The sequence below is a fragment of the Gorillibacterium sp. CAU 1737 genome (assembly GCF_039888655.1).
In the GTDB taxonomy this organism is placed as follows: domain Bacteria; phylum Bacillota; class Bacilli; order Paenibacillales; family NBRC-103111; genus Gorillibacterium.
Map to the genome: position 1 here is coordinate 126,446 of NZ_JBDQQO010000006.1, position 25,489 is coordinate 151,934.

The window sequence follows — 25,489 nt, forward strand, 5'->3', positions numbered from 1 at the left end:
GTCCTCTCTCCTTCATGATCAAAATGGCTCCTTACAAATATGAGTCCGTTGCGACAAGAATCAGTTCGGCCGGACCTTCACCGTCGTTCACGATCTGATGCTCGTCTGATGCATAATAATACACCGTGTCGCCTGCCTTGGCGGTGTACACCCGCTGGCCGAGGCGGATTTGAATCCGACCCTTCAGCACGAGAGCAAACGTCTCTGACAGAGAGGGCTCAAATTCCTTGAACTGCCCGCGAACGTCCAGACTGAGCCGGATCGGTTCCATGACACGCTCGTTCGAATCGGGCACGAGCCACTGGATGCGGAAGCCCCGTTCCGTATCCTCGATTTCGTTCAGGTCCTCCGCGCCGTACACGACCTTTTGCTCGCGTTCGTCTTCGTCAAAGAAGTCCTTCGGCTTGCAGCCGAGCACCTCCAGGATGCTGAAAAAGGTCTCGATGGACGGAGAGCTCAGGTCGCGTTCCAGCTGGGAGATGTAGCCCTTGCTCAGGTCGGTCCGCTCGCCCAATTCTTCTTGGGTGAGCCCTTTCTTGAGGCGCAGGTTCTTGATCTTTTTGCCGATATTCATGCTATACCCTCACTCGTTTTGGTTTACCACCGCTAAACCTTAGCTAAAGTTTGTTTACAATTGCATAACAATATGTTTATTATTAACCAGACTATTATACAACAACGCGCATATTTCGCAATGGCGAATTTTCGACAAAACCTTCCTGCGAGCTAAGAGCTTAAGAAGGTTCCTCCAACGTTGTCCAAACCCATAAAAAAAGACGCTGGATCAGGGGTTCCCCCTGCCTCCAACGCCCTTCTTGCCCAACGGATGAGACTCTGTGTTTTCTCATTTATGGCTTAGGGGGATCTTCCCCCGCTTGTGCTCTATTCCTTGTATACCACGCGAGTGCGTCACGCATGCGCTGTTCATAAGCAGGCTCCGAACCGGAATAGCGGAACTCTACCCGTTCTTCGGGCACCGGTTCAGCCCCATCCCCTTGGAGCTCCCCAGAAGCCGGATCCCCTCCCTGTACCTCGGAAGTGTCTGGTTCGATTGCACCGCTGTGGGTGACGAGATCGTGCAGCCGGCGAACCGTCCCCTCGCTTCCGTCAATCAGCTCCACATGCGGCGGCAGGAATGCCTCCAGTGCGGTACGGAAAAATTGAAAATGGGTGCAGCCCAAAACGATCGTTCCGTACTTCGTCCAATCGTAGCCGCCAAGCGTCTCTTCCAGGTAAGCCTGTACTCGCGGTCCGGTAAAGACCAGCTCCTCGGCCAAGGTCACGAGACCGGGCATCGGCAGCGAGTCGATTCGGCCGGAATCGCCCAAGCGATTCACCAGGTCGTGGTACTTGGCCTCGCGCAGCGTGAGTGCGGTAGCCAGCACCAGCACCCGCCGTCCGGTAGAGCGGCTTAGCTCAACCGCCGGCTTAACCGCCGGCTCCATCCCGATCACAGGAAAACCGTACCGTTTGCGGAGGTCGCCGATAGCGATGCTGGTCGCCGTGTTGCAGGCGACGACGAGCGCGCGCGTCTCATCCGTAATGGTTGCCTCCATCGAAGCGAGGATGCAAGAGCGCACCTCTTCCTTCGTCTTGATGCCATAGGGAACATGGCCGTTATCGGCATAATAGATGTAGTGTTCGTGAGGAAACACTTGCAGGGCTTCGTGCAGTACGGTCAACCCGCCAAGCCCCGAATCGAATACCACGATGCTCAATTCCTTCACCGCCTCGTCTTCACTTGCACTATGAATGTACCACGGGGAGAACAGAAAAAGAACAACCAGGTACGCGGACGTGGCTGTTCTCCTGTGCTCGATATGAAATGGGTCCGGTGGGGGTCGAACCCACGACCTGATGATTAAGAGTCACCTGCTCTGCCAGCTGAGCTACAGACCCGAGACAACGAGTCTTATAATAGCACGGTTATATGGGGGATGCAATAAGGGATTCGGTGACCAGCATGGGTTGTCTGTATGAGGGGGTGAATGCTGACTTCATTCGGCACTGGGCAGCCCCTCGCTACTGTCCCCGGAATTATCTACACCATAGATGGACAAGAGTTCTTGCTTAAAATCCTGATACATCCGTAAGGACTCTGTCAGAATTCCTTTTAAGTCCTCATAATGACGAAACACTGGAGAGCTTACCAAATCTTCAGTACCATCTACTAATTCTTTTAGGGTGTCCCAAGGACTTCCCGTTTTCAACTCTCCATCCTTCCAAACCGCCCAAATAAATTCGATTACACTATGGGAAAGAGAAATAGTAAATTGAAATTGATAGGAAGGTAACTTTTCTACTATCTTAAAGAACTTTTCTTTCTTATTAAAGGTTGCTTTATACCCCAATTCATCAAGGATATGTAAAACCTGGTGATTGTCATAATCCCTGAACTTCTCCCTACCGTCAAAAGAATAATTTCTTGATAATGCTTTATATCGATCAATAAACTGGATGCTTTCTAAGGCAGCCCTTATTTCTGGTTTTAGTTGCACTTCTATTCCTCCTATTACCTAAGTGCGGCTAAGAAAGCGGATTCAAGCATAGCAGCAAAATCGGGGAATGTTTCCATCAGCTCCCCCGAGGGTTTATCGAGTTCCACAAAACGTTGTTTCGAAACGTTATAACAATACCACGCGATATCAGAATCCCCCAAAAACATCAACTCATCTTCGTCTTGAATGTCCTCCCATGTTTCGTTGGCGTCAAAGAAGCTATCCACCTGATTGATTGGGTCAGAATCTAACAAGAACGGGTCGATCCCGTAAATCTTAAGTCCATTAAATTCAATGCCATTAACGGTTTGTAGAAATTCGCAGTATTGCTGCGGCAGTACCTCTTCACCGAATTTTTCGACTACGGCTTCACGAAATCGTGAAAGTTCGTTCCCATTGGCAGGTGCATTGAGTTTCCGGTTCCGCTCCGCCCTTATCTTGCCGATCTGTTCAACTTGCTCTCTCCACATCGTATCACCTTCGTTTCGTATGTATTCGTTAAATCCTCACGCTCACTCCATTGGCCCCATGATCTCCGTTATCAAGTGGAGGTGTTCCAGCATCTTCCTCTTTTTCAGGTTTTCAACCTTCTCGATTCCCCCTAACCCCAAAAGGGGAACATACCCGAAGCATTCGTCAAAAGCAGGTGCCCCGTACTGGTTGACGGCATCAGGATAGGGGGCCCAATCCATAACATCCTGCAAGTAATACTCATCCCGAATATCCTGCAAGAAGAATTTAAAGTTCTTTGCCGCCACATTCACTTCCTGTTTCCTGTAAATAAGCACGAGCAAGTACCCCTCTTCCCAAACGATCACATCGCCCATCGCTGTGGTGAATAAGGGAATCGCCTTTTCGTATCTCGTGTAGGTATCACGCAAAACCTCTTGATAATCATCTGGATTGATCACCCGGAGATAACCGTTGTTCAGGCTGCCAAATCCGCATGTTCTCCATAGTTCAACCACTTGAGCAGGCACGCTATCCTTGTATGTTTCGATTACGCTTAACGGAGCCTCTTCTTTTTTGATAAAATCATCCAAGACCGCCATCATCCATTCTCCTCTCCAATGAACGTCCTGCTTCGAACCCCATAATGGGAAATTCTGATCCGGTCAGATCACCGATTCTCGGTTAACCTGAAACGGATCGACGTCCTTTTCTTCGAGCAGGTCCTCAAATGCATCCGCTCCATAGCGGGTAAAGTATTCGCATTCGGATTCGGTAATAAAGAACGCCAATAAGACTCGCCCCTCTCGCTCCCCGGTTGGAGTCCGAACATGACGATACTCATCCGGGAATGCGTAGGGGTCCGTAAAATAAATGGCGCTTTTGTTGTACGTCTGGACGAACGCTTGATCCAGTTTTTCCAGACCTTTAATCGCGATTCCCCTTCCCATTTGGATTTTGTTGTGGATACAAACAAATAATGCGCTTGCAAGAAGGTACCCCGTAAGGTCAAAAGCACCATCCACGACCATGGAAACCTCCGCGTTCATCCCTACGATGTCCTCAACCTTGCTAAACCCAAGCGAATTGAAGACCCTGCACTCTTCAAACACGTTCTCATACATTAGGACCTGTATACTAGGCAAATCATTCGAGCTCGTAAATACCTCTCGATTACTCGGCTCTCTTAGATAGGTGCTGTAATGATCGTAATATAATTCGCCGTAATGGATCATTCCGTGGGCTCCTCCATGGTTTCCCCGTTCCTACTGGGTAATGGTCGTCGTTGTTCCGCTCTCCGGGTCCCAAAATACATAGAAGACAACCGAATGATGAACGCTTCTTATCTCGCACTTCGTCTCCAACTGCCCAATAAAAGTCATCGGCCTCCCGTCATAGAACGGCCATTCGGGGTCTTGTATCCATTCGGGCTTTTTGTCTACCACTTCAAACTCCTTGGCGACAATCGTTCTCAGCCACTCTCTCTGTTCATCGCTGCTATTCCCCTGGCAGTGGTCCAGCAGCCTTCGAAAGTACTGTTCGCTCTCGATCGAGGACAGGGGATCAAAGGAATACTCCTTTCCCAGTCGGAGCAAGAGCGTCATCTGCTCCATTGGGATCTCGGAGGTAAAGGTATCGATGGACTCACTCATTGGGGTGCATCCCTTACAGATTGTCTACCTCTCTCTGCTGTCCTTTTGCATAAAACCGTAAATCGTAACAGGCTCTTGCCCATAGCGGACCTCACACATCTCGGCAGGATAAAAGTCCGGCTCCAGCCTGCACTTGATGAATCGAATGGTTTCCCCTTCTGGTTATGGTGATCATCTTGCGCTACTCCTCATCCCAGCCTTCTTTCGCGTCTTGGAGCTTTCGGAGAAAAATTCATAAAAATCGGTTGCTCGTTTGCCATTGAACCCCGCTGCTCGATCCCATGCGATGATGGGACATTCGCCATTCGATGCATTCCCTTTATCCAGGCAGTACGCGAATTCTCCGCAATCCTCGATGACCACGTATTCCGCTACTTTATCGCTCCCATGCATTCCGTAATCAATTGAATGTGTTCGAAAATGCGTACTTTTTGCAAATATTCCAATTTCTCTGCCCCTCCCAAGCCGAGCAAGGGAACATACCCAAAGCCCTCCTCATAGGAAGGTATTCCCAGCCGGTCTATGGCTTCTCCATAGGGAGCCCAATCCAGATGCCTGTTGCAAAAGGCCTCATCCAACAAATCAGAAAAGAACAATGTTAGGCTTGTCGGAATGATGGAGAACCCTCCCTTTCGATACTTCACCAACCGGAGGTATTTATTTTCCTCAAATGTGATAATATCACACATAGAAGTGGCAAACAGGGGAATCGAACCTTCACCTCGGAAATACGAGATGGTGACCAAGTCTGCATACTCATCCGGGTCAATCCATTTTATATAGCCATTTTTTATACTACCTGTCCCGTATTGCTCCCAAACCTTGACTATGTCATGGGGGACTTTGTCTCGATACTTTTCTATTGTAGTTGCGGATATTGTCTTATGAGGTACAAAGTCTCTTAAATCCATATGGATCATAGCGATCACCTCCATCTTGTGTTCAAGCCTAGCATATCATCATGTTCATTTACCCGAGTATGAACTTCTTCTCTATGATAGGAGTGATTTTCGTGCAGCAGCCTTCAGCTCCCTACCTCCGCAGGGCGCAGTTGCTCCAGGAGCGCATCTCTAATGATGAGATTTATCCCTATACCCTGCCCGCCGTTCGGCACCTGGACACGATCGAATTCCACCCGAAGGTCACCTACCTGATCGGGGAAAACGGCATGGGCAAGTCGACGCTGATGGAAGGACTCGCAGTCGCCTGGGGGTTCAATCCCGAAGGAGGCACCTTAAACTTCTCCTTCTCCACCGCCGCCACTCACTCCCCTCTCTATGAAGCCATCCGCCTCGGACGAGGGGTGAAGCGGCCGCGAGACGGCTTCTTCTTCCGCGCCGAAAGCTACTATAACCTGGCGACGAACATCGAGGAGCTGGACCAGATTGTCTCCGGCGCCCCTAAGATCAAGGAGTCTTACGGCGGCAAATCGTTACACGAGCAATCCCACGGCGAATCCTTCTTTGCCACCTTCATGCACCGTTTCTCCGGCCACGGGCTGTATCTCCTGGACGAACCGGAAGCAGCCTTATCCCCCTTCCGCCAGATGGCGCTGCTCTCGCGCATTCACCAGCTTGTCCAGAAGGATTCCCAATTCGTGATCGCGACCCATTCCCCGATCCTCATGGCCTACCCCGAGGCAGACCTCTATCAATTAACCGACAACGGCCTGGAAAAAATCGCGTACGAGGAGACCGATCACTTCCTCATCACCCGGCAATTTCTCAATCATCCGCAAAAAATGCTGGCCGAGCTAATGGGGGAGTGACGAATCGAGATAGGTCATCCCGATTTTGTGAGGTATAAGGCCAAATCATGATCCACCTTCACGGTGCTTCCTTGCTCGACCGATTCCCCTCTATATGCGATTCCTTTCCCATCCGGGATATAACCCCTCTTGGCATAAAGCCTTTGAGCGCTCCCGTAGCTTCCAAATAACCCTACACCAATGCCAACGGCTCCATATCGGGGGATTGCGAACTGTTCGGCCGCATCCATCAGCGCATGGCCGATCCCCCTTTTTCGGAAGGGCGGAATGACATTGAAATCGTTAATTTCTGGGATCTCCTCTTCGGAGAACCCAACATAATGGGAATTCACAAGAAGATGCACGGCACCCACAGGCTGATCGTCCTCTACGGCTACCCACGTGATTCTTACTCCGGTTTGATTTTCTTCCCAGCAAGTCCTGAGATAGTCCATCGGTTTATTGATTTGATGCTCTGCAAAGGCATGATAGATCGGTTCAATGTCCTCCATGCGCATCTGCCGAATGATCAGACTCATATCTCCTCACTCCTTTCGCTGCGCTCCCTGGTAACATCCAATCCCTATGCAAACTCGGCTTCAAATGCCTGGATGCAGGCTCGATTCCGGGACGAATCCAGAACCGAGAAGCGTACCGTGTCGAACAAGGAGCCGAAGCCTTCCTCCACGAGCAGTTCTCTCCACCAACGGGCTACTTTTACCGGATCATTCCGGAATACACCGCAGCCGTAGGCTCCGAGAACCAGATGCCGGTCTCCGCGTGCGGCAAAGATCGCGAGGGCGAGCCGCATCCGTTCCTTCATCACCCGTTCGGCTTTCTCCGGGTCTTCGCCCTTCTGGAGAACCTGCCCGAAGTTCACAGCAGGCAGAGTCAGCACCGAAGCCGTAACGGGAGTGGACAAGAAGGCAAAGCGTTCATCTCGGAAGAACACGACATCCGGTGAGTAGATGGCATGATCGGTATACATCATCGAACGAAAGGCCCGATTGGCCTGATAATACTCCTCATGGCGGAGCTGCGTGCTGTACAGCCCGCTGGAGGCGGCAAGGCTCTCCTCCTGGGCCATGGCTCCCCTCAGGAAGCCGCCTCCGGGGTTTTTGGCGCTGGCAAAATTGAGGACGCCGACCGAGCTTTTTCCCGCACTAGCCGCATCTAGAACGGCTCGGACGGTCGCTTCATTGGCGACCGAGCACTCGACCTGCCGAGTGGATTCGGACCGTGAGGTCGGGAAACCGATTGGGTCTGCCCCCAGCGGAGCATCTTGTTTCGGAGCTGCCGACCCCTCTATCTTCAGCCGCCCCTGAATGGATTTCACGATTTCCTTTCCTTGCTCCGGGGTGATGAGCTCACTCTTCTCCTCCGAATGCTTCTGCGCCGCCGCAATGCTGACCCGTGTCTTGTAGGGAACATAGAAGCCTTCCTGCTGAATGGACAGCGTCTCCTGCGCGATTTCTTTTCGATTCATGATTGATTCTCTCCTTCCATCGTTCATTCCGATTTCAACAGTTCGTCCCGGGCCTCCGTCAAGGCGAAGCCAAGCAGGTTGCGCCCCCGCCATTTTGTCGGGTTCTCCGCGTCGGGATTGGCCGCTCCCATCCCGATCCCCCAGATGCGGTCGCGCGGACTGGCTTCCACCAGAATTCGCTTCTTGGTTGCCTTCAAAAAGGCCCCGAGCTCGGCATTCTGCGAGAATTTCTCCAGGCTTGCTCGCTTTACAATGGTGTAGCACTTGCTGTCCCAGAGGGCTTTATCAAAATTTTTCACGGCACGGCCGTAGGCTTTCATCTCTTTGGGATGGTTGGCTTTCAGGATGTCCGCGAGCCGCTCCTCGTCACCGAAAAGCCTCGCTTTCTCGGCCATCATATATTGCTCGGCACAGGAATAAGAGATGCCGTCTACGAGAAACGAACTCATCCACCATTGGGAGAGGCAGCTCTTGTCCACGGTTCCCTCTGCGGAGGGCGTATGTCCCCAGAAAAAGAGGAACTTGAACGTTTCTCCCGCACCATAGGCCTTGCGCAAGGAATCCAGGTTGTAGATCATTCGATCTCCTCCAATCTTCTTCGGTATAACCGGGATGGCCGATGTCCCGCATTCTCGGTATAATGATCCGTTTCCTCCACTAGATCGGCTACCTTCCGACGGAAAGCGGCCTTTAGCAGCTCCTTGTCGAGTATGACCTCGTACACCTGCTGCAACTCGGTTAGCGTGAAGAGCTTCGGCATGAGATGGAGCGCAAGATCCGAGTCGTTCACTTTGCCCCGCAAGCGCTCTATGGCGCAGGAGATCAGCTTGGCGTGATCGAACGCCAGCCCCTCATTCGATACGATGGCATACCGGGTCTCGGTCATGGTCAGCGTCTTCGTGACGATTCGCTCGACCACTGCCACGAGCTCCGCTTCCTCTGACACCAGCTTCAGCTCGTACCGGAACGTCTTGACGAAGCCGTCCTGGATCGGCTCCTTCTCCTCCCGCAGCAGGCGATAGCTCACCTGGAACCAGGCCGCCTTCGCAGCGTCGTCCCCGGCCTTCACCTGCAGCTCGCTGCTGTTCACGAGCGCCATGTAGCTGCAGCTCATGATCCACATCCGCGGGTCACGACCGACGTCGCTGAACGTGTACAGCTGCTCCAGGTGAACGTGAGCGACCCCCGTCTCCTCCTCGAGCTCACGTGCTGCCGCCTGCTCCGTCGTTTCATCCGGTCGGACGAAACCGCCAGGCAGCGCCCACTTGCCAAGAAAAGGGTGGCCGCCCCGCTCGATCAGCAGAACCCGCAGCTCCTTCTTGGGGAGCTTGCGGTAGTTGTCCTCCAGCGCCTCGGTGACCGTAAAGATCACCATGTCCGTCGCTACCGAAGGCCGCTCATAATCCCCCGGCTTATAGCCGGCAAGAAACTCTTGCTCCGTCAGTCCATCGTGATCTCTCAATTCCATATTGATCAACCATCCTCTCTTGAAAGGTACAAACGCGCCGTCTAGCAGCGAATCATTTCTCCATAGTAGTTGCGATAAGACGTAAACCCCGCCAGCACCTCATCTACCTTGCGAATCCGTTCCTCCAAGCTTCCCTTGAGCGGGATGTAAGGGATCCGCCGCGCAAGCAGATCCGCGATAATCTGCTTGTGGAACACGCTCCGCTTCTGCTCTCCGCTGCGGTCCCACGTATCGTCATAGGGAATATCATCCTCGCACAGGAACACGAGGTCGTACCGCTGTGCATTTTCCAAAGCGAGCCGCGTCAACAACTCCGGAGCTCGGCCGTGATAATCCAAGGCATACATGTAAGTTGTGATCGCATTCGTATCCACGAACAGGTACCGGTCCGCCTCCAGGAGGGCCCGCTCTTCGCGCTCGATATGCCCCACGGCGATCTCGTCGAACGCTTCCAGGCCGATTCGCCGATCCACCTGATGCTCCGCCCAGTAATCCCGGCCGTATTCACTGGCGAAGGCGGTCTTGTATTTGCGGGCGAGCGCTTCGGTGAGGGTCGATTTCCCTGTGGACATCGCACCCAGGAAGACCACCTTCGTGATCAGATCCCGGTACACAAGATCGCTCACAAACTTCCGGTACTGATAAGGATTTGAGCGAATCATCGTCGCCGAGACCGGTACCTGCTTGCGCGCCTCATCCACCCGACGATCCACCGCACCCAATGCCCGGCTCATGTGCTCGCCATAAAACTCGCTGGAATAAAAATGCGTCACCTGCTCTCCCTCTTGCAAGAGCCCCAGGATATACTGCTCTTCCCGAATCTCGTGTTCTCGATCATCCGAGTACCCGTCCGGTCCGTCCCACGCCTCGATGACCCGCACTGTCGGATACAGCTTGCGAATCCATCCTGCCCGAATGTGCAGAGGGACCGGCATAACCTGCGTCTCGTAGATCACCACGATCAATTCGTCTACTTCCTGCAATGCCGTTTCGATCATATATTGATGGCCTTTGTGAAAAGGGGCAAACTTGCCCAGGGTTAATCCCAGCTTTTTCATGAAGCGACAGCCTCCTTCGCACCTTTGTTCCAGGTGTAGTAGCCATAGAGCGCATTGATCAGGTACGCGCTCCACATGACGATCATCAGCGCCCCGTCCGGGCTTCCGTCCAAGAGACGAATGACCCACAGCACGACGGTGAAGAGGTTGAGCACGATGTAAAGAAGCCACTGCTCCTTATAACGCCTCACCATCAGGAAGGTCGCCATCACGGACAGCACCGTGGTCAGCGCATCGATGTAAGGGGAGTTTTGACTGGGAATGAACGAGAGCGCGAACCCGAGAGCCAAGCTTCCGAACGCGCTGATCGCCGCTACCCCGAGCAGGCTCTTGCCGCTCATTTGCTTCATGACCACCTTCCCCTCCTCGCGGTGGTTCTTCCACATCACAAACCCGATGACGTTCATCGGTACGAAAAAGAGCAGGTTCAGCATGACCTCGCCATAAAGTCCATTTCCATACGCCAGATAGGCATATCCGAACGTATTGTACATCCCGAATACGTACGTCATCAGGCTGCCCTTGGCCGCCAGCAGCACGCACAGCACGCCGGTCAAGAACACGGTGAAGCCAAACAGGGTATCTTTCGAGATCACGGTAATCCCGATGGCGGTTCCACAAAATAACCCTAACCAAATCAACTCATAGATGCTCCACCGACTCAAAATCCTTCGCATGATAAGCCCTCCTCGTGTTGTTCGTATCTTTTTGTTAATATCATTTTGTTACTATCAAGATACCAGAAAAAGACATGATGTGCAAGTGGTTTTGTATAATCAAAATAGTCCCCCATACAAGCAAAAGAAGCGCCTGCATCATGAGGCGCTTCTTGTTCTTTGTGACAGGGCAGATTCCCCTTGCGAGATGTAGTGGAACAATTCTTCCTTTTTGAGGATCTTCATAAAGCCTCCCCCGTCACCCGAAAGGTCCAGCTCTCACCCTCTTCCGTCCATGTGCCCCGCTTGCCTGCGGCGAGTGCCGCGATCTCCAGATGCGCCATGGCGATGCCGAGGTCGACCGGCTCCTTGCTTGCGCGTCCTTCGACCGTCACTTGAATCGCCTGCTCCTCCGGCTGAAGATGGAAACGCCACGGCTGCGCATTCAAGGCCGACGGCGCGATTCGGGCTGCCTCCAGGGCTGAGCGCATCCAGCCGGGTGCCTCGACGAATCGATCCGCGTTGCGCACGATGTCCTCCAGAGGCTTCCGCCTCCTCGTGGTGGAGAAGCCCTTCAGCAGCTTCTCCCGCAGGCTTAAGCTCTCCGGTGTCTCACCTACCGGGCAGACACACAAGAGCTGCTCCGGCTCTTCCACACCCGCAACCCGCTTCGCCATCGCCTTATCAAAGGTACCCGCCACCCAGCAGGTGCCCAACCCCATCCTGTTCGCTTTCAGAACCAACTGCTCGCCGTAGTAACCGGCCAGGGTCTTCACCTGTTTGGGATTGCCCTCCATTCGGCCGATGAAAGCCATGAACGCCTTCACGCCTTTAAACATACCGTAGCTGTTGGACAGGCCTCCGAACACCTCTTCCGCTCCATCCTCCCAAATCCCGAAACGGATGGTCCCACCCGCCTCCGCATTCAACTCATCGGCGTACGCTCGCAGCTCAGCCAACTGGCCCTGATGGGGCGGCGCCGTAAAATTTCTTCTCGACACTCGCGAATCCATGCTGGCATAGAGCTCTTGACTCATTTGAATGATTCTCATCTTTGTTTCTCCCGTCATATATTGTAAAATATTCCACTCTACTGTGCTACAATAGGACTACCTGAATCTATCCAAAAGGATGAATCCCGTGAGCGCTCCTTCCTACCGGTCTCCCCGAGCGGACGAATCCTCCGCCTTCTCTCGTTGGTACAACGAGTATTTGCTCTGGCGGATCAAATGGATCTCGATCTTTTTGCTTGTCGGGTACCCTTATTTCTTTTTTGTGGATTTCTCTCAATTGAACCGGGACATGCCGGAACGCTATCGAACAGGCCTGATCGTCACCCACCTGTTCTCGGCCGTTATCTCCATCCTGTTCCTTGCTCTGTATCGCCGCTTGCGTTTTCAGTTATCCGCTGGGTTCAGCCGCATCTCGGTCATTGTCATATACGGCATCGTTGCCATCTACCTTGGCATCGGCTCCTTCTCTTCCTTGAACAGCCAGCTCTGGAACGGCAACGTCGATGCGTATCTCATCATCTTGCTCGGCATTTCCATCCTGCTGCCCATTCGTCCGCTTGTCTTCATCCTGCTGGCAGGGACGAATCATCTTGTCTTCCTCGTTCTGCTGTATCAAACGGACCAAATGGCCGGGCAGTTGCTGACCAAGCAGATCAACACAACCGCCGCTGCGGCGATCGCCATCCTCATCGTCAGCCTCTTTTACCATTATAAGACAAGAGAGTTCACCGTCCAACGCCGATTGCGGGAAAGTGAGCAAAAGCTCCGCAAGCTGTTTGCCGTCAATCCGTTTCCACTCGTCTTGTCCCGGCTGTCCGACGATAAAATCCTGCTGATCAATCCTAAGGCTTCTCAACTCTTTGACCTCTTCACCATTGGCTTTGACGCAGCAGATGCCTCCATCACCTACCCGGACGCCGCCAGCAAGGAGAACATCCGAATCGAGCTGGAGAGAACGGGAAGCTCGCGCAACAAGGTATGCCAGTTAAATGTTTCGCCCACCGCCAAAAAGTGGGTGATGATCAATTATGAGCTGATCGACTTTGAGAATGAAACTTGCGTGCTCGCAGGGGTTACGGATATCTCCGAATTGAAGAAGATCGAATACGAGCTGGAAAAGCACGCGACCACCGACCCGCTCACCGATGTTCCCAATCGCAGCTACGGCATGGCGCTGCTGGAAAAGAGACTGGACGAGCGCCTAGAGGGTTCGAAGCTCACGGTATGCTTTGCCGACATCAACGACTTGAAGCAGGTCAACGACCAATGGGGTCATGCCGTCGGAGATGAGCTCATTCTGGAGGCTAGCCGCGTGCTGCGAAGCTGCCTGGATGCAGATGACTTCCTTTTTCGATACGGGGGAGACGAGTTCATTCTGGTCTTCAGCAAAGACAGGGAAGAGGTGCTGGCCATCTGGGACGAGATTCAAGTCGAGCTGGAGGAACGAAACGGCGAGCCCGGTCCTCTCTACTCCCTGTCCATCAGCTATGGCTTATTTGTCTGCGAGCCTGGGGAAACGGTGAGCGTTAAGGATTTGATCGAGCGGGCGGACCACGAGATGTACAAGAATAAGAAACGCTTTAAGGCCAAATAATGCGGCTGTCTCTCCCCTTATCCAACGATTAAATTAATGATTGGTAAATGAAGGAATTCGCTCCTCCATTGTCGAAATAGCACAGAAAGCTGCTTCTATTGGAGGAAATTGTCGTGAATCGAAGAAAATCGTTCTGCCTGCTTCTGCTCGTCCTGATCCTGCTTGTCGGAAGTCTCCCTACTGCCCCTGCTCCCGCGACCGCTGCTGGGACCACCTGGAGGATCGCCGGGGATGACCATGTCACCCTAGCGCTCTCATCGAGCGGCACCTTATGGGCCTGGGGAGCCAACAACTACAACCAATTGGGCCGTCCAGGCCTTCGCGAAGCGCCTTCCCCCATCCAGTTGATGACTCAGGTGAAGGACATCTCCACACTTGGCACCACCACCTTGACTCTCAAGTCGGACGGTACCGTATGGGGCTGGGGAAATAACTTCACCGGTCAATTGGGCACAAAACCCCTGATTGAGAAAACCGAGACAATCGCAAAGCCGATCAAGGTCAACGGCTTGTCCTCGGTTAAATCCATTGCCGCCGGCATCTCGCACAGCCTGGCCCTCAAATCAGACGGAACCGTATGGGCCTGGGGCTCCAATAAGGACGGGGAGCTTGGCATCGGCTCGCATGGCAAGGACAAAAACACTTGGGGACCAACCGTGATCGAAATCACGCCCAAGCAGGTGAAGAACCTCCGCAATGTCGTCGCCATTGCTGCGGGACTCCAATACTCCGCGGCGATTGATAAAGACGGGAATCTATGGACTTGGGGCAACTGCTACCCCACGTACGCCTCCTCCACGATCGGACAAAAGAGCGACGTTCCCAAAAAAGTGTCGGGCATGACGCAAGTCGTCCAACTGTCTGCTCAAAAAGACCGGCTGCTCGTGCTTCGCAAGGACGGAACCGTGTGGGGGATCGGAGACGGCAGCGAGGGCGAGTTGGGAGACGGTATCAAACGTACCAATGACGACAATGAGGTCTCCACCAAATTCGTTCAAGCCAAGGGATTGAAGAATGCGATACAGATTTCAGCCGGCTCCGACGTTTCGGCCGCTGTCACCAAGGACGGATCGGTCTGGGTCTGGGGTGACAATGAATACGGACAGCTCGCAGCGGACTGGAAGACCGGATGGTCCTGGGAGCCTGTGAAAGTAGACGGCCTCACGAAGGTGCAGTCGGTCTACGCAGCGGATTCTCATGTCTACGCCCAGAGCACAGACGGTTCGGTATGGGGCTGGGGAGAGAACTTCCGCCAACTGCTGTTGAACGGAAAAAACGAGCACATCAACGTGCCCGTTCAGATCCCCCTGCCCGGCTACAAGAAGATAACCCCACCCGCGCCCAAACGCGTAGAAGAATTGAGCTTCACCATCAAGGGTGAGCCCTTTGATCTCGGAGGCCCGGGCGTCTTCCTGAATGAGAAAGGGATCGCCATGATTCCCCTGCGTTTTCTGGAGAAGCTTGGCGCCTCTATCATTCAGGTTCCCTCCACCCAAAGCGCCATGTTCATCGCAGGCAACACCCTCTACTCCATGACGGCGGGAGACAGCCGTCTGTACAAAGGAGACTCGACGAGCTATCTGACCGGTCAGCCCGTCCTGCTAAACAAGGAGTTCTACTTGCCTGTTTCCTTTGTGGAGTCGATCCTGTCCGGCACATCCACCCTCAAGACGGAAGACGGGCAAAAAACAGTGGACTTCACGCTTCCGAGCCCCCTTCCTTCCTTTGCCTTGAAGGGCGTTGACCTGTGGGGCAAGAAAATCCGTACCATTTCCCTGCCTAAGAATGCAGCGAGTTATCCTTATGTTCTGCAAGGCATTCCGAATGAAGCGTACGAGAAGCCGCTCTTCGCCGTCTACCAAAGCCGGTTGGTTACACCGGCACAGTTCATGAGCCGTGAAAATTACGACAAGAAAGTGATCGACATCTGGCTGAAGCGGATCCAGGATTGCTACGCCCTGCTGCTCAATGTCGACTACAAGAAGGACAACAAGAATTGGGCGACCCAATTGTACAAGCTTCAATCCCAGGGTGTGAATGAGAGCCAGGTGATTAAGGCCAATCAGGTGTATGCGGACTGGGTGAAGAAAAACCAGATTCAACTGGAGGGCAGCATTCATCCCGAGCCTTCCCTGATCTATGTCACCGATGGACAAGTCCGGGTACGCAGCCTTGTGAAATTCCGGATCAAGTCCTATAAGCAGAACAAGGATATCCTTTATGACGAGCGCTACAACAAATACATTTCCGAGGTTCAATCGTTCAAAAAGGGTGTCTGGTACCAAGGCTACGTCGATATTGCCATCAGTACAGCCACTTTTGGCGATTACAACGGAACCTATAGCATGCCGAGCATCTTCAACAGTTTGTTCTACAGTGATATTGTCTTAACCGACAAAGGGATCACCAAATTCACGGTCGTTAAGTAAAGCTATCAGTGCCCACGCCGAGTTTGGGAATCGGCTTTTCTAAATGAAACAGGACCGCTCTCCTGCCTGACGGCATGATAAGCGGTCCTGTTTTTGTTCTCCCCCCCTCACGTCCAGGAGGCCAGCTCCTCGTCCGTCGCCAGCACCTTGTGCGTGTTCGAGAGGCTCTGCTCGCGGCCGAGCGCATAGTCGATGCCGCTTGTCGCGTAATCGTAAGGGACGGCAACCCGCTTCTTCTCCTGAATCGGGTTCGCGAGCGGGATGGCGGACAGCAGGGATTTCGTGTAGGGGTGAACGGGATTCTCGAAAATATCCTTCGTCGTTCCGGTCTCCACCAGGTACCCAAGATGCAGCACCCCGATGCGGTCCGAGATGTACTTGACCATCGACAAGTCATGCGCGATGAAGAGGAAGGCTGTATTCGTCTCCTCCTGAATGTCCTTCATGAGGTTAACAACCTGCGCCTGAATGGAGACGTCGAGCGCGCTGATCGCCTCATCCGCTATGATCAGCTTCGGCTCCATGATCAGGGCGCGTGCGATGCCAATCCGCTGCCTCTGCCCGCCGGAGAACTGATGGGCATATCGGTCGGCATGCTCCCGGGAAAGGCCCACCTTATCGAGGATGCGATACACCTTCTCCCGGCGCTCCTCCTTGCTCTTGTATAGCTTATGAATATCGAGCCCCTGTGCGATGAGGTCAATGACCTTCTTCCGGGGATTCAAGCTTGCCATCGGGTCCTGGAAGATCATCTGCATCTTCGTGCGCAGAAGCGCCTGCTCCTTCCCGCGGAGCGGCCCGGAGATCTCCACTCCTTCGAAGGTCACCCTCCCGGAGGTCGGCTGATAGAGCCGGATGATGGAGCGACCGATCGTCGACTTCCCGCTGCCCGACTCCCCGACGAGCCCGTAGGTCTCTCCTTCGTGAATAACGAATGAAACGCCGTTCACGGCCTTCACCGTATAGCGCTTGCTGACGCGAAAATGCTGCTTAAGCTCCGTCACCTCCAGGAGTCGCTTTCGGTCCATTCCCCTGCCTCCTTCCGGGCGGTCTCAATCCGAGCCTTCAAGCTGGCGGCCATTTCCATTGACGGCGCTTGCTCATGCAGCAGCCAGGTCGCGGCATAATGCGTGTCACTGATTTGAAACATCGGCGGTTCTTCCTGGAAGTCGATATTCAGAGCATATCGATTTCGCGGGGCGAACGCATCTCCCTTCACTTCATGAAGAAGGTTGGGCGGACTGCCGGGAATGGAGTACAGCTTCTCCGTTTCCGTCACGATGTCCGGCATGGAGGAGAGCAGTCCACACGTATACGGGTGACGCGGATCATAGAAGATCTCATTCACCGTTCCCCGCTCTACGATCTTGCCCGCATACATGACGGCTACGGAATCCGCCACCTTCGCAACTACGCCGAGGTCATGGGTGATGTAGATGACCGACAGCTGCATCTTTGCCTGAATGTTCTTAATGAGCTCAAGAATCTTGGCCTGAACGGTCACGTCCAGGGCGGTCGTCGGCTCGTCGCAAATGAGCACCTCGGGATTGCAGGCGAGCATGATCGCAATGACAACCCGCTGCCGCATACCGCCTGACAGCTGGTGCGGGTAGCTCTTCATCCGCTTCTCGGGATCGGCGATGCCGACCAGGCGAAGCAGTTCAAGCGCCCGCTCATGTGCTTCGGGGCGACTCATCTTCAGATGAATGATAAGCCCCTCCATGATCTGCTTGCCGACGGCCATCGTCGGGTTGAGCGAGGTCATCGGGTCCTGAAACACCATGGCAATCCGCTTGCCGTTGATTCGGCGGCGCATGTCCTTCTTGGACAGCTGCAGCAGGTCCTGATGGACCTCCTCCCCGTCCCGGTTGTACCGAAACTGGATCGTCCCGGAGCGAATCTCCTGATTTCCGCTTAGAATTCCCATGATCGCTTTCACCGTCACCGACTTGCCGCTCCCGGATTCCCCGACGATGGCGAGGGTCTCCCCCTTGTTCAGGTCGAGATCCACACCCCGGATCGCGTTCACGGTACCATTCGATGTCTTGAAGGAAATGGACAAGTCGCGGATGGATAATACCGGTTCGTTCATCTGACTCTCCTCCTACATTTCCTTCATTTTCGGATCGAGGGCGTCCTTCAAGCCGTCTGCCAGCAGGTTGAAGCTCAGCATGAGCAGGGCCAGCACGACGACCGGGGCGACGATCATGTACGGATAGATCGTCATCGACTTGAAGCTCTCGCTGATGAGCGAGCCGAGAGAAGCCATCGGCTGCGGAATCCCAAGGCCGATGAAAGCCAGAAACGCCTCGGTGAAGATCGCACTCGGGATCGAGAACATCGACATGATGATGATCTGCCCGAAGATGTTCGGCAGGATGTCCTTGAAGATGATGCGCATGCTTCCTGCACCAAGCGTTCGCGAGGCGAGCACAAACTCCTGCTCCTTCAATTTGAGCACCTGCGCGCGCGCCACCCGGCTCATGCCGATCCAGCCGGTGATCATCAGCGCGAGCGTAATCGTGACAAGCCCCGGCCTCAACACCACGATGAGCAAGGTGACGATGACCAGATGAGGGATTCCGCTCAGGATTTCGATGAACCGCTGCATCGCATTGTCCACCGCCCCGCCGAAATAGCCGGAGATGAGGCCGTAGCTCATGCCAATGACCATATCGATGGCGACAGCGATCAGCGCGATATAGAGCGAGATGCGCGTCCCTTGCCAGGTTCGTGTCCAGAGGTCGCGTCCCAGCGTGTCGGTCCCGAAGATGTAGTAGACGTCCTCAAGCTTGCGCTCCTTGTAGGAATGGATGCCGTTGGCTACCCCGTTGAAGACAGGCATGTTCTCAAAGCCCTCAATGCGAGGAGCCAGGCTCTTGTGCTTGATGTTCATCGATTTGTAGGTGTGCTCGCTCAACATCGGCCCAATGATGGCGAAGAGCGTGATGAGGACGATAACGAGCAGGCCGATAACGGCCCCCTTGTTTGCGGTAAACTGCCGGTAAGCATCGCGCCAGTAGGACTGGTTGGAATACGTATGATCGACATGCGCCCGCGCATGAGGGTCTGCCAACTGAAAGTCGCCCGGCCTATGGGATTCGGTGTACGATCGATCAGCCATGATTCTCCCCCTTTGCCAGACGGATTCTTGGATCGATGATGCCATAGAGAATGTCCACGATGAGCATGATCGCAATGAACATCACGCTGTAAATAAAAGTTACCGCCAAAATCACGTTGTAATCGTTCACCTGAATGGCCGTGACCAGCAGACTGCCGATGCCCGGAATGGAAAAAATCTGTTCGATGACGAGACTGCCTGTCATGAGGCCGACCACGAGGGGGGCCAGCACCGTGATAATCGGGATGAGAGCGTTGCGCAGCGCATGCACGTAGATAAGACGTCTGCGGCCCACCCCCTTACTCTCCGATAAGAGCAAGTAATCCGAAGCCAGCACGTCTACCATCTCCGACCGAGCGAAGCGGGCCACCGTCGCGATCGTAAACATGGACAGAGCGATCGTGGGCAGCACGGTCGAGATAAGAGGCTTCGACGTGGTATACAGAATGGGAAACAGCTTGTACTTGGAGCCGAGGAAATACGAAAGCCCCAGCGCAAATACATACGAGGGAAAGCTCACCCCGATGACCGCAATGAAGGTCGTGAAGCTGTCGGCAAAGCTGCCCCGCCGAAGCGCAGCCACGATCCCCAACAGCAGCCCGATGGCGGTGCCGAGCACGACCGCTTGAAGCCCGATCTGAATCGAGACCGGCAGACGACCGGCCAGCATGTTCGAGATCGGCATGTTTTTCTGAATGACGTAGGAAACGCCAAAATCCCCAGTCAGCATGGCCCCGACATAGTGAAGGAAACGGGCGAGGACCGGCTGGTCGAGTCCATATTTGGCATTCAAAAGCGCCCTTTGAGCATCCGTGATCTTCTCGTCGTTAAAGGGAGAGCCCGGCATCAGCTCGAGCATCAGAAACAAAACCAGCAGAATCGCGAGCAAGGTGGCGGCGGCGATGACCAACCGTTTGAGCACATAGTTTCTCAGGTCTATTCACCTCGTAACATACCAAGTTGCAGCAGCGGTTCCATCCGCTGCCGCAACTTGAGTCCTTATCATCTGGAGCGTTACCCTAGCTTTCCGGTGTTGGGTGAAGAATCGCTGCCGCTTATTTCTTCTTGTCGGCGTTCTTGTAGAAGACGTTGACCCCGACCGAGTGGAATTCGATGCCGGTTACGTTCGGCTTGATCAGCACGGCATTCCCCTTTTGGTAGATCGGGAAGATGACAGCTTGATCCATGACGATGCCTTCCGCCTTCTTCAATGCTTCCCAGCGCTCAGCAGGCTTGCTCGCCAGGTCGCCCTTCGAGGCGCTGTCGATGATCGAGTCATACTCCGCGTTGGACCAGGAGCCGTAGTTGTTCGGGCTTCCCGTCGTCCACATGTCGAGGTACGTCATCGGGTCTGCATAGTCAGGACCCCAGCGAGTCAGGCCGACTTGATAGTCGCCCTTCTGCATCAGCTCGACGCGGTTTTTCTTCGGCTGGGATTTCAGCTCGAAGCTCACGCCCGGCAAGGTGCTTTCGATCTCAGACTGGATGAACTGGGCGACCAGCGTGGCCGATTCCGTGTCCTCGAACAGAAGCTCCAGCTTGATCGAATCGATGCCGAGCTCAGACTTGGCCTTATCCCAATACTTCTTCGCTTCTTCCTTGTTCGTAGTCGGATAGGTTCCGGCCGTTTCGCGATAATCTTTGCCGTCCGGACCGGTTGCGAGCAGCGTCGGAACGGCGAAATCGGCAGCGATGGAACCGTCCTTCAGGATGTCGTCCACCACCGCCTTCTTGTCGAAGGCGAGGGACAGAGCCTTGCGCAGGTTGACGTTCTCCAGCCCCTTGATCTTCTGATTGGGCGACAGGTACCACAGGTACCCGGCCACGATGCTGTGATACTCGGGACTGTTCAAGTATTTCACGATCTGCTCGCCGGATAGGGTTACGTAATCGACGTCACCGTTTTCATAGGCGAGGATGGATTGCTGAGTGTCTTTGATGACCTTGTAGTTGAGGCCGTCCACCTTGATGCTTTCGGCATCGTAATAATCTTTATTTTTCTCGAGGTAAAAGGTCGTTCCGCCCACTTCCCAGGTCTTCATCTTAAACGGACCGTTGGCAAGCAGGGCATCCGCCTTGAGGGCGTACTGATCGCCCTTCTCTTTGTAGAAGGCTTCGTTAATGGGATAAAAGGAGGGGAACGCCAGGAGGGAGTTGAAGAAGGCAATCGGACGGTCCAGTTCGACGACGAGCGTCTTGTCGTCCTTCGCCTTAACGCCCAGCTCGTCGATGCCTTTCTTGCCGGCTACGATGTCATCGGCATTCTTCACGCCGGCCACACCCATGATGAAGCTGTATTCGCTGGCCGTCTTCGGATCGACGAGACGCTTCCAGGCGAATTCGAAATCCTTCGCGGATACCTTCGTGCCATTTGACCATTTGGCATCCCGGATCGTAAAAGTGTACGTTTTCCCGTCTGCGGATACATCGGCTTTGTCCGCGGCGGCAAGCTGAGGTACCCCATCCGCATCGATGGTGTAGAGCCCTTCGATGGTGGCGGCAATCACCTCAAAGGATAAGCCGTCGGTGGCGATCGCGGAGTCCATGGACGCGAGCTCCACTTCCTTGCCGAGGTTAATGACCGTCGAGCCCGACTTGGACGAAGAGCAGCCGACGAGAACCAGAATAAGGATCAGTGCCAAAACCAGGTTCGCTTTTCTCAAGACGTTTCCTCCCCTAATGATTAATGGATAAAAAGAAAAGAAGCCCCGACCAGGACTTCTATCTTTTGTAAGAATTATAGATTTCGAACTTATTTGCGTCAATATACCTGCCATAGCACGTTTCTTTCATAGTAACAGAAAATGGTTATTGGTTCATAATCATCTAATTTGCCTATCTTATACTAATTATCTTCCGAAAATGACTCTCTTTGACGATCTTCCATCCAGATAAACCCAATGTACGTAAGCAGCATGATAAGAAACATACCGCCGCAAAAGGAGAACAAAAACGAATACCGAGAGGGATTCAAGACGGAGACCAGCTCGCCAACGAGAGAGCGGGGATTGAACAGCACGTCCCAGCTGTTCAGCCGGAGAAAACGACCGAGGTAAATACCGAAGGACGAAAGGGCCAGTACGACACCGGCAAACAAGGCTCCCCTCCATGCCCCCATGCGCTCTCGAACAAGCCGATGGACCGCCCGCAAGGAATACGAGCTGATTACCAGGCCGATCATCGCCGTCAGGAGAAGAGCAAACAGATGGGTCCAGAAGGCTTGCTCGTGCCAGAAGTAACGATCCGGGTTTACGGGATAGCGCGCGAACACATGCAGGAGGTCCGTAACCAGGTAAGCGGCGTTGGGATAAAAGAACAGCCATCCGGCCCCCGTGACCAAGAGGCCGAGGGTTCGGATTCCGCTTTTGCGATAGGTGTAGAGTTGAGCAAGCAACAGCTGGAACGCTACCGGCACCCAGGCGAGAAAGAGGTTCCACACGAGAAACGGATACGGCCTGAACTCCGTTCCGATGCGAATCGAGCTAACCTGCAGCATATTCAAGACCGTGAAGGCGAGCAAAACGAGCAGATAGAGCGCTTCCCTCCTGCCGAGGGCTCTTTCCTTTGCTTTGCGAGGTCGTGCCCTTTCGGGAACCGTTGGCAGCATGTCCTTGCTCCTTTCGATCAAAAAAGCCGGTCCGCCGACGGGTGCGGCAGCTCATCCTCTCTCATCTGTGATTTCAAGCGGGGCTCGTTGTTGAAATCATGCAGGAAGAGTCGATGAGCTAGCAGGTCGTCAGCAGCTCGGCTTCAGCGTTCGTAACGGTAGTGGGTAAAGTAACGGTACAAGAAGGCAAAGAGGAGAATCCCGACAAACACGAGGTAAGCGGCTCCCAGCCTGTGTACATCCGTATCCGGGAAAACAACCGCTGCGCTCAGCAGCCCGAACAGCCAGATGTGCGACAAAATGCCAACGACGTTCGACCAAAGATAATCCTTCGGCTCCATCTTGATGATCGCAGCGGAGAAGGAGATCAGGTTATTCGGCATGACTGGAATGGTGCGAAGGAAAATCATCCCCCAGCCTCCATAGAGGCGCAGGGTCTTCTCCCACCGTTTGTATCGCGTCATCTTTCCAAACCACTTGCGCTCGAACCAGTCTGCGAAGGCAGATCGGCAGAGGGCGAAGACGATCAGCGCGGAGATCACCCCCACCAGCCAGCTGGCGAAGAATCCCCCGGCAATCCCCAGGGAGGAGATATGAAGAAGAATCAGCGTAGCGAAGGGAAACACGCCGAACACCCCTTGTACGATCCCGAGAGGAATCGTAATGAGCAGGATGGCAAACCCTTCAAGCCCTGTCGCCGAAAGCAGCCAGTCGATCCATTGGTTTAGTTTTGCCGACATCGGTTCATGCCCACCCCGGATGTAATGGTCGGATCTAAAAGTACTCCTACTATAAACGTGTGACAAAACGATTGTCAATCAAACCGCGGCGACCTGGCAGGACAAGCAGGAATAGATGCTGCCGCCCAAATACGGTTCCTTGCGAACCGTACCGCCGCAGACAGGGCAGGGATCGGTATAGGTTTTGGAGGACAGGAGCGTAGCGTAGCCTCCCCTTCTGCCATAAAGATCCTTCTCTGTGTCGCGCCCTCCTTGCTCCGTCATCTGCCGGAGGGTCTCCTTCACACTTCGGAAAAGCTGCTCAAGCTCCGCATCCCCCAAGCGTTGAATCGAGGAACGCGGGTGAACCCGGGCTCGGAACAAGATATCCTGCAGCACCCCATTGCCTACGCCTGGAATACGCTGCTCGGTTGCGAGAAAGGCTTTGGCGCTCAAGCGGCGGTTGGCATTCTGCCCCACCAACCCGGCAAAATACGATTCGTCAAACGCGGGGGTAAGCGGGGAGGGCTTCTCCAAGGCAGCTTGGTAATAGGGGTTATCCACTGTCCCCTCCTCAAACGCCCAAATCCCGCCGTACATCAAAACCGAAGCGCTCAACCAGCTCCCGTCATCCAAATCAAGCAGAAGCTGATGCTTAGCCGGCGGTTGGACATCCGCCGCGCTCCAGCGCAGGTTGGCCCCGTCGTTGAATACCAAGCGGAGAGAGCCGAGCGCAAGCTCGATCATTCCTCCGTGAGCAGCCGCAGCAGTCAGGGTCTGCTCAGTTAAGAGGTCTGGATATTGGGCGCTGTCCCCCCAATAAAAGCAAAGCTTGTGCGGATGACCATTCACCGTAACGCGGCGAATGGTTCGGTGCATGACGGTTTCGTTCAACTGGCGAGCTTGTACATAAGCTTCAGGTACTTCAAGCATAGGAACACCTCCGGATTGAGTCGTCCTTCCATTGTATCCCAGTTAGGGGACAACTCTCTGTCCAGTTCCTCACAGAAGCACATGTCGCTCCTCGGCAATGGAGGTGATCGCCGCCTCGATGATCGCCGCCGTGTGCAGGTTATCCTCCACATCGGTCTCGCCCGGTCTCTCCTCTTCCAGGGAAGCCAAGCATTCGTCGAGCACAGCCCAACGGCTGTCGCGCTCCTGCTCGACCGTCCAGCGCCGAATCCCGGCCGAGGTTTTCACCTCCAGCTGGCCGTTCGCCATATGAAGCACGCCGCTTTCGCCCTCGAACCGCCAGCTTCCGAGCCAGTCGGTCTCGTCTCCCCGGCAGGTCAGCGAACCCGTGTAAGACAGCTCCACTCCTCCGTTCATGGAGACGAGCAGATGGGCGTTCGTGAGCCCGGAATACCAGCTCCAAGACGGGTTCCACCCGCGGGCCGATACGCTTCTGGCATTGTCTCCCGTGAAGTAGCGCAGCATGTCCACATGATGGATCGTCACATCCAGCAGGAGCGGCTGCTCCATCTGTCCGTGGTAGTTGCTCATGCGGTGAGCTCGGCGGAACTCGACTTCCACCGCATGGAGGCGGCCGATGGTCCCTTGCTCCAAGAGACGTTTTACCTCACGGCAGATCGTGAAATACCGATAATTCTCCGCTACCATCAGCGGTACCCGGGAAGACCGCGCACGATCCCGTTCCTGCATGGCCTGCTCCAAGGTCAAGGAGAGAGGCTTCTCGCACAGGATCGGAATCCGGTACTGAATGGCAAGCGCATTGACAGCTTCGTGGTGATTAGGCTGGGTGACATTGATCAGAAGATCGGGGGTATGCTTCCGAAGCGCATCCTCCGCTTCGTAGAAGGTCTCCACCTCCCGCTCTCCCGCGATAAGGCGGGCCTTCTCGAGATTCTCCTCATGGTGGTCAACCACGATAACCTTCCCGATCCGCTCATGCTTCGAGAGAACACGCTCCAGCCAGGTAAGGCCGAAGTTGCCCATCCCGACCTGCAGCACCTTCCAATCGTTCATCC

At 54.2% G+C, this 25,489-nt stretch carries 28 protein-coding genes and 1 tRNA gene; 3 read left to right on the forward strand and 26 right to left on the reverse strand.

The genetic code is table 11. The annotated features are described in order from the left end of the window. Positions 1-31: 31 nt before the first annotated feature. The 10 genes from AAFN83_RS14160 to AAFN83_RS14205 all read right to left on the reverse strand — a co-directional run bounded on the left by AAFN83_RS14160 (position 32) and on the right by AAFN83_RS14205 (position 5,520). Positions 32-574: a helix-turn-helix domain-containing protein gene (locus tag AAFN83_RS14160; protein WP_347770439.1), complete on the reverse strand. Its 543-nt coding sequence runs from the start codon at positions 572-574 to the stop codon at positions 32-34. Positions 575-848: 274 nt separating this feature from the next. After that, on the reverse strand, positions 849-1,727 hold the full coding sequence (gene murI / locus AAFN83_RS14165; protein ID WP_347770441.1) for a glutamate racemase: 879 nt from the start codon (positions 1,725-1,727) through the stop codon (positions 849-851). A gap of 99 nt (positions 1,728-1,826) precedes the next feature. Further along, positions 1,827-1,899, reverse strand: a tRNA-Lys gene (locus tag AAFN83_RS14170). Between the two features lie 98 nt (positions 1,900-1,997). Beyond that, the gene (locus AAFN83_RS14175; RefSeq protein ID WP_347770443.1) at positions 1,998-2,498 is read right to left on the reverse strand and encodes a hypothetical protein; all 501 of its coding nucleotides are present in this window, start codon (positions 2,496-2,498) and stop codon (positions 1,998-2,000) included. Between the two features lie 14 nt (positions 2,499-2,512). Continuing rightward, positions 2,513-2,968, reverse strand: coding sequence for a YrhA family protein (locus AAFN83_RS14180; RefSeq protein ID WP_347770445.1), 456 nt, complete (start codon positions 2,966-2,968; stop codon positions 2,513-2,515). Between the two features lie 42 nt (positions 2,969-3,010). After that, positions 3,011-3,550 (reverse strand): T6SS immunity protein Tdi1 domain-containing protein, encoded by a 540-nt coding sequence (locus AAFN83_RS14185; RefSeq protein ID WP_347770447.1) that lies wholly within the window; start codon positions 3,548-3,550, stop codon positions 3,011-3,013. 63 nt (positions 3,551-3,613) lie between these two features. Further along, positions 3,614-4,183 (reverse strand): suppressor of fused domain protein, encoded by a 570-nt coding sequence (locus AAFN83_RS14190; RefSeq protein WP_347770449.1) that lies wholly within the window; start codon positions 4,181-4,183, stop codon positions 3,614-3,616. Positions 4,184-4,213: 30 nt separating this feature from the next. Beyond that, positions 4,214-4,600, reverse strand: coding sequence for a hypothetical protein (locus AAFN83_RS14195; RefSeq protein WP_347770451.1), 387 nt, complete (start codon positions 4,598-4,600; stop codon positions 4,214-4,216). A gap of 171 nt (positions 4,601-4,771) precedes the next feature. Further along, a complete protein-coding gene (locus tag AAFN83_RS14200) occupies positions 4,772-4,993 on the reverse strand; it encodes an SMI1/KNR4 family protein (RefSeq protein ID WP_347770453.1) in 222 nt (73 codons plus the stop codon). Next, on the reverse strand, positions 4,972-5,520 hold the full coding sequence (locus tag AAFN83_RS14205) for a T6SS immunity protein Tdi1 domain-containing protein (protein ID WP_347770454.1): 549 nt from the start codon (positions 5,518-5,520) through the stop codon (positions 4,972-4,974). Before AAFN83_RS14205 ends, AAFN83_RS14200 begins: the two co-directional genes overlap by 22 nt. A gap of 92 nt (positions 5,521-5,612) precedes the next feature. Here AAFN83_RS14205 and AAFN83_RS14210 point away from each other — a divergent pair, with 92 nt between their 5' ends. Beyond that, complete coding sequence (locus AAFN83_RS14210) at positions 5,613-6,368, forward strand: AAA family ATPase (RefSeq protein WP_347770456.1); 756 nt, start codon at positions 5,613-5,615, stop codon at positions 6,366-6,368. A 14-nt stretch (positions 6,369-6,382) separates the two neighbouring features. Here AAFN83_RS14210 and AAFN83_RS14215 read toward each other — a convergent pair whose 3' ends face one another. From AAFN83_RS14215 to AAFN83_RS14245, 7 genes are all read right to left on the reverse strand, one after another. Continuing rightward, entirely contained in the window at positions 6,383-6,886 is a 504-nt protein-coding gene (locus AAFN83_RS14215) for a GNAT family N-acetyltransferase (protein WP_347770458.1), read from the reverse strand. Between the two features lie 44 nt (positions 6,887-6,930). Next, positions 6,931-7,833, reverse strand: a complete 903-nt coding sequence (locus AAFN83_RS14220; RefSeq protein WP_347770460.1) for a TIGR02452 family protein — start codon at positions 7,831-7,833, stop codon at positions 6,931-6,933. Positions 7,834-7,856: 23 nt separating this feature from the next. Then, on the reverse strand, positions 7,857-8,411 hold the full coding sequence (locus tag AAFN83_RS14225; RefSeq protein WP_347770462.1) for an NADAR family protein: 555 nt from the start codon (positions 8,409-8,411) through the stop codon (positions 7,857-7,859). After that, complete coding sequence (locus AAFN83_RS14230) at positions 8,408-9,301, reverse strand: NUDIX hydrolase (RefSeq protein WP_347770464.1); 894 nt, start codon at positions 9,299-9,301, stop codon at positions 8,408-8,410. The genes AAFN83_RS14225 and AAFN83_RS14230 overlap by 4 nt, the downstream gene beginning before the upstream one ends. Before the next feature lie 41 nt (positions 9,302-9,342). Continuing rightward, the gene (locus AAFN83_RS14235; RefSeq protein ID WP_347770466.1) at positions 9,343-10,359 is read right to left on the reverse strand and encodes an AAA family ATPase; all 1,017 of its coding nucleotides are present in this window, start codon (positions 10,357-10,359) and stop codon (positions 9,343-9,345) included. Continuing rightward, entirely contained in the window at positions 10,356-11,036 is a 681-nt protein-coding gene (gene pnuC, locus AAFN83_RS14240; protein WP_347770468.1) for a nicotinamide riboside transporter PnuC, read from the reverse strand. Before pnuC ends, AAFN83_RS14235 begins: the two co-directional genes overlap by 4 nt. Positions 11,037-11,257: 221 nt before the next feature. Beyond that, a complete protein-coding gene (locus AAFN83_RS14245; protein WP_347770470.1) occupies positions 11,258-12,067 on the reverse strand; it encodes a nitroreductase family protein in 810 nt (269 codons plus the stop codon). A gap of 88 nt (positions 12,068-12,155) precedes the next feature. Here AAFN83_RS14245 and AAFN83_RS14250 point away from each other — a divergent pair, with 88 nt between their 5' ends. Further along, complete coding sequence (locus tag AAFN83_RS14250) at positions 12,156-13,622, forward strand: sensor domain-containing diguanylate cyclase (protein ID WP_347770472.1); 1,467 nt, start codon at positions 12,156-12,158, stop codon at positions 13,620-13,622. A 113-nt stretch (positions 13,623-13,735) separates the two neighbouring features. Continuing rightward, on the forward strand, positions 13,736-16,051 hold the full coding sequence (locus AAFN83_RS14255) for a stalk domain-containing protein (RefSeq protein WP_347770474.1): 2,316 nt from the start codon (positions 13,736-13,738) through the stop codon (positions 16,049-16,051). Positions 16,052-16,158: 107 nt separating this feature from the next. Here AAFN83_RS14255 and AAFN83_RS14260 read toward each other — a convergent pair whose 3' ends face one another. The 9 genes from AAFN83_RS14260 to AAFN83_RS14300 all read right to left on the reverse strand — a co-directional run bounded on the left by AAFN83_RS14260 (position 16,159) and on the right by AAFN83_RS14300 (position 25,487). Then, the gene (locus AAFN83_RS14260; protein WP_347770476.1) at positions 16,159-17,079 is read right to left on the reverse strand and encodes an ABC transporter ATP-binding protein; all 921 of its coding nucleotides are present in this window, start codon (positions 17,077-17,079) and stop codon (positions 16,159-16,161) included. Then, a complete protein-coding gene (locus AAFN83_RS14265; protein WP_347770478.1) occupies positions 17,052-18,143 on the reverse strand; it encodes an ABC transporter ATP-binding protein in 1,092 nt (363 codons plus the stop codon). The genes AAFN83_RS14260 and AAFN83_RS14265 overlap by 28 nt, the downstream gene beginning before the upstream one ends. A 12-nt stretch (positions 18,144-18,155) precedes the next feature. After that, positions 18,156-19,175: an oligopeptide ABC transporter permease gene (gene opp3C / locus AAFN83_RS14270; RefSeq protein WP_347770480.1), complete on the reverse strand. Its 1,020-nt coding sequence runs from the start codon at positions 19,173-19,175 to the stop codon at positions 18,156-18,158. Next, on the reverse strand, positions 19,168-20,109 hold the full coding sequence (locus AAFN83_RS14275) for an ABC transporter permease (protein ID WP_347770764.1): 942 nt from the start codon (positions 20,107-20,109) through the stop codon (positions 19,168-19,170). The genes opp3C and AAFN83_RS14275 overlap by 8 nt, the downstream gene beginning before the upstream one ends. A gap of 121 nt (positions 20,110-20,230) precedes the next feature. Next, positions 20,231-21,838, reverse strand: a complete 1,608-nt coding sequence (locus tag AAFN83_RS14280) for a peptide ABC transporter substrate-binding protein (protein ID WP_347770482.1) — start codon at positions 21,836-21,838, stop codon at positions 20,231-20,233. A gap of 182 nt (positions 21,839-22,020) precedes the next feature. Next, complete coding sequence (locus tag AAFN83_RS14285; RefSeq protein WP_347770484.1) at positions 22,021-22,782, reverse strand: DUF1361 domain-containing protein; 762 nt, start codon at positions 22,780-22,782, stop codon at positions 22,021-22,023. A gap of 143 nt (positions 22,783-22,925) precedes the next feature. Next, positions 22,926-23,522 (reverse strand): TVP38/TMEM64 family protein, encoded by a 597-nt coding sequence (locus AAFN83_RS14290; protein ID WP_347770486.1) that lies wholly within the window; start codon positions 23,520-23,522, stop codon positions 22,926-22,928. A gap of 78 nt (positions 23,523-23,600) precedes the next feature. Continuing rightward, positions 23,601-24,434 carry an endonuclease VIII gene (locus AAFN83_RS14295; protein WP_347770488.1) on the reverse strand — a complete coding sequence of 278 codons (834 nt, stop codon included), beginning with the start codon at positions 24,432-24,434 and terminating at the stop codon, positions 23,601-23,603. A 69-nt stretch (positions 24,435-24,503) separates the two neighbouring features. Further along, a complete protein-coding gene (locus AAFN83_RS14300; protein ID WP_347770490.1) occupies positions 24,504-25,487 on the reverse strand; it encodes a Gfo/Idh/MocA family protein in 984 nt (327 codons plus the stop codon). Positions 25,488-25,489: the final 2 nt, after the last annotated feature.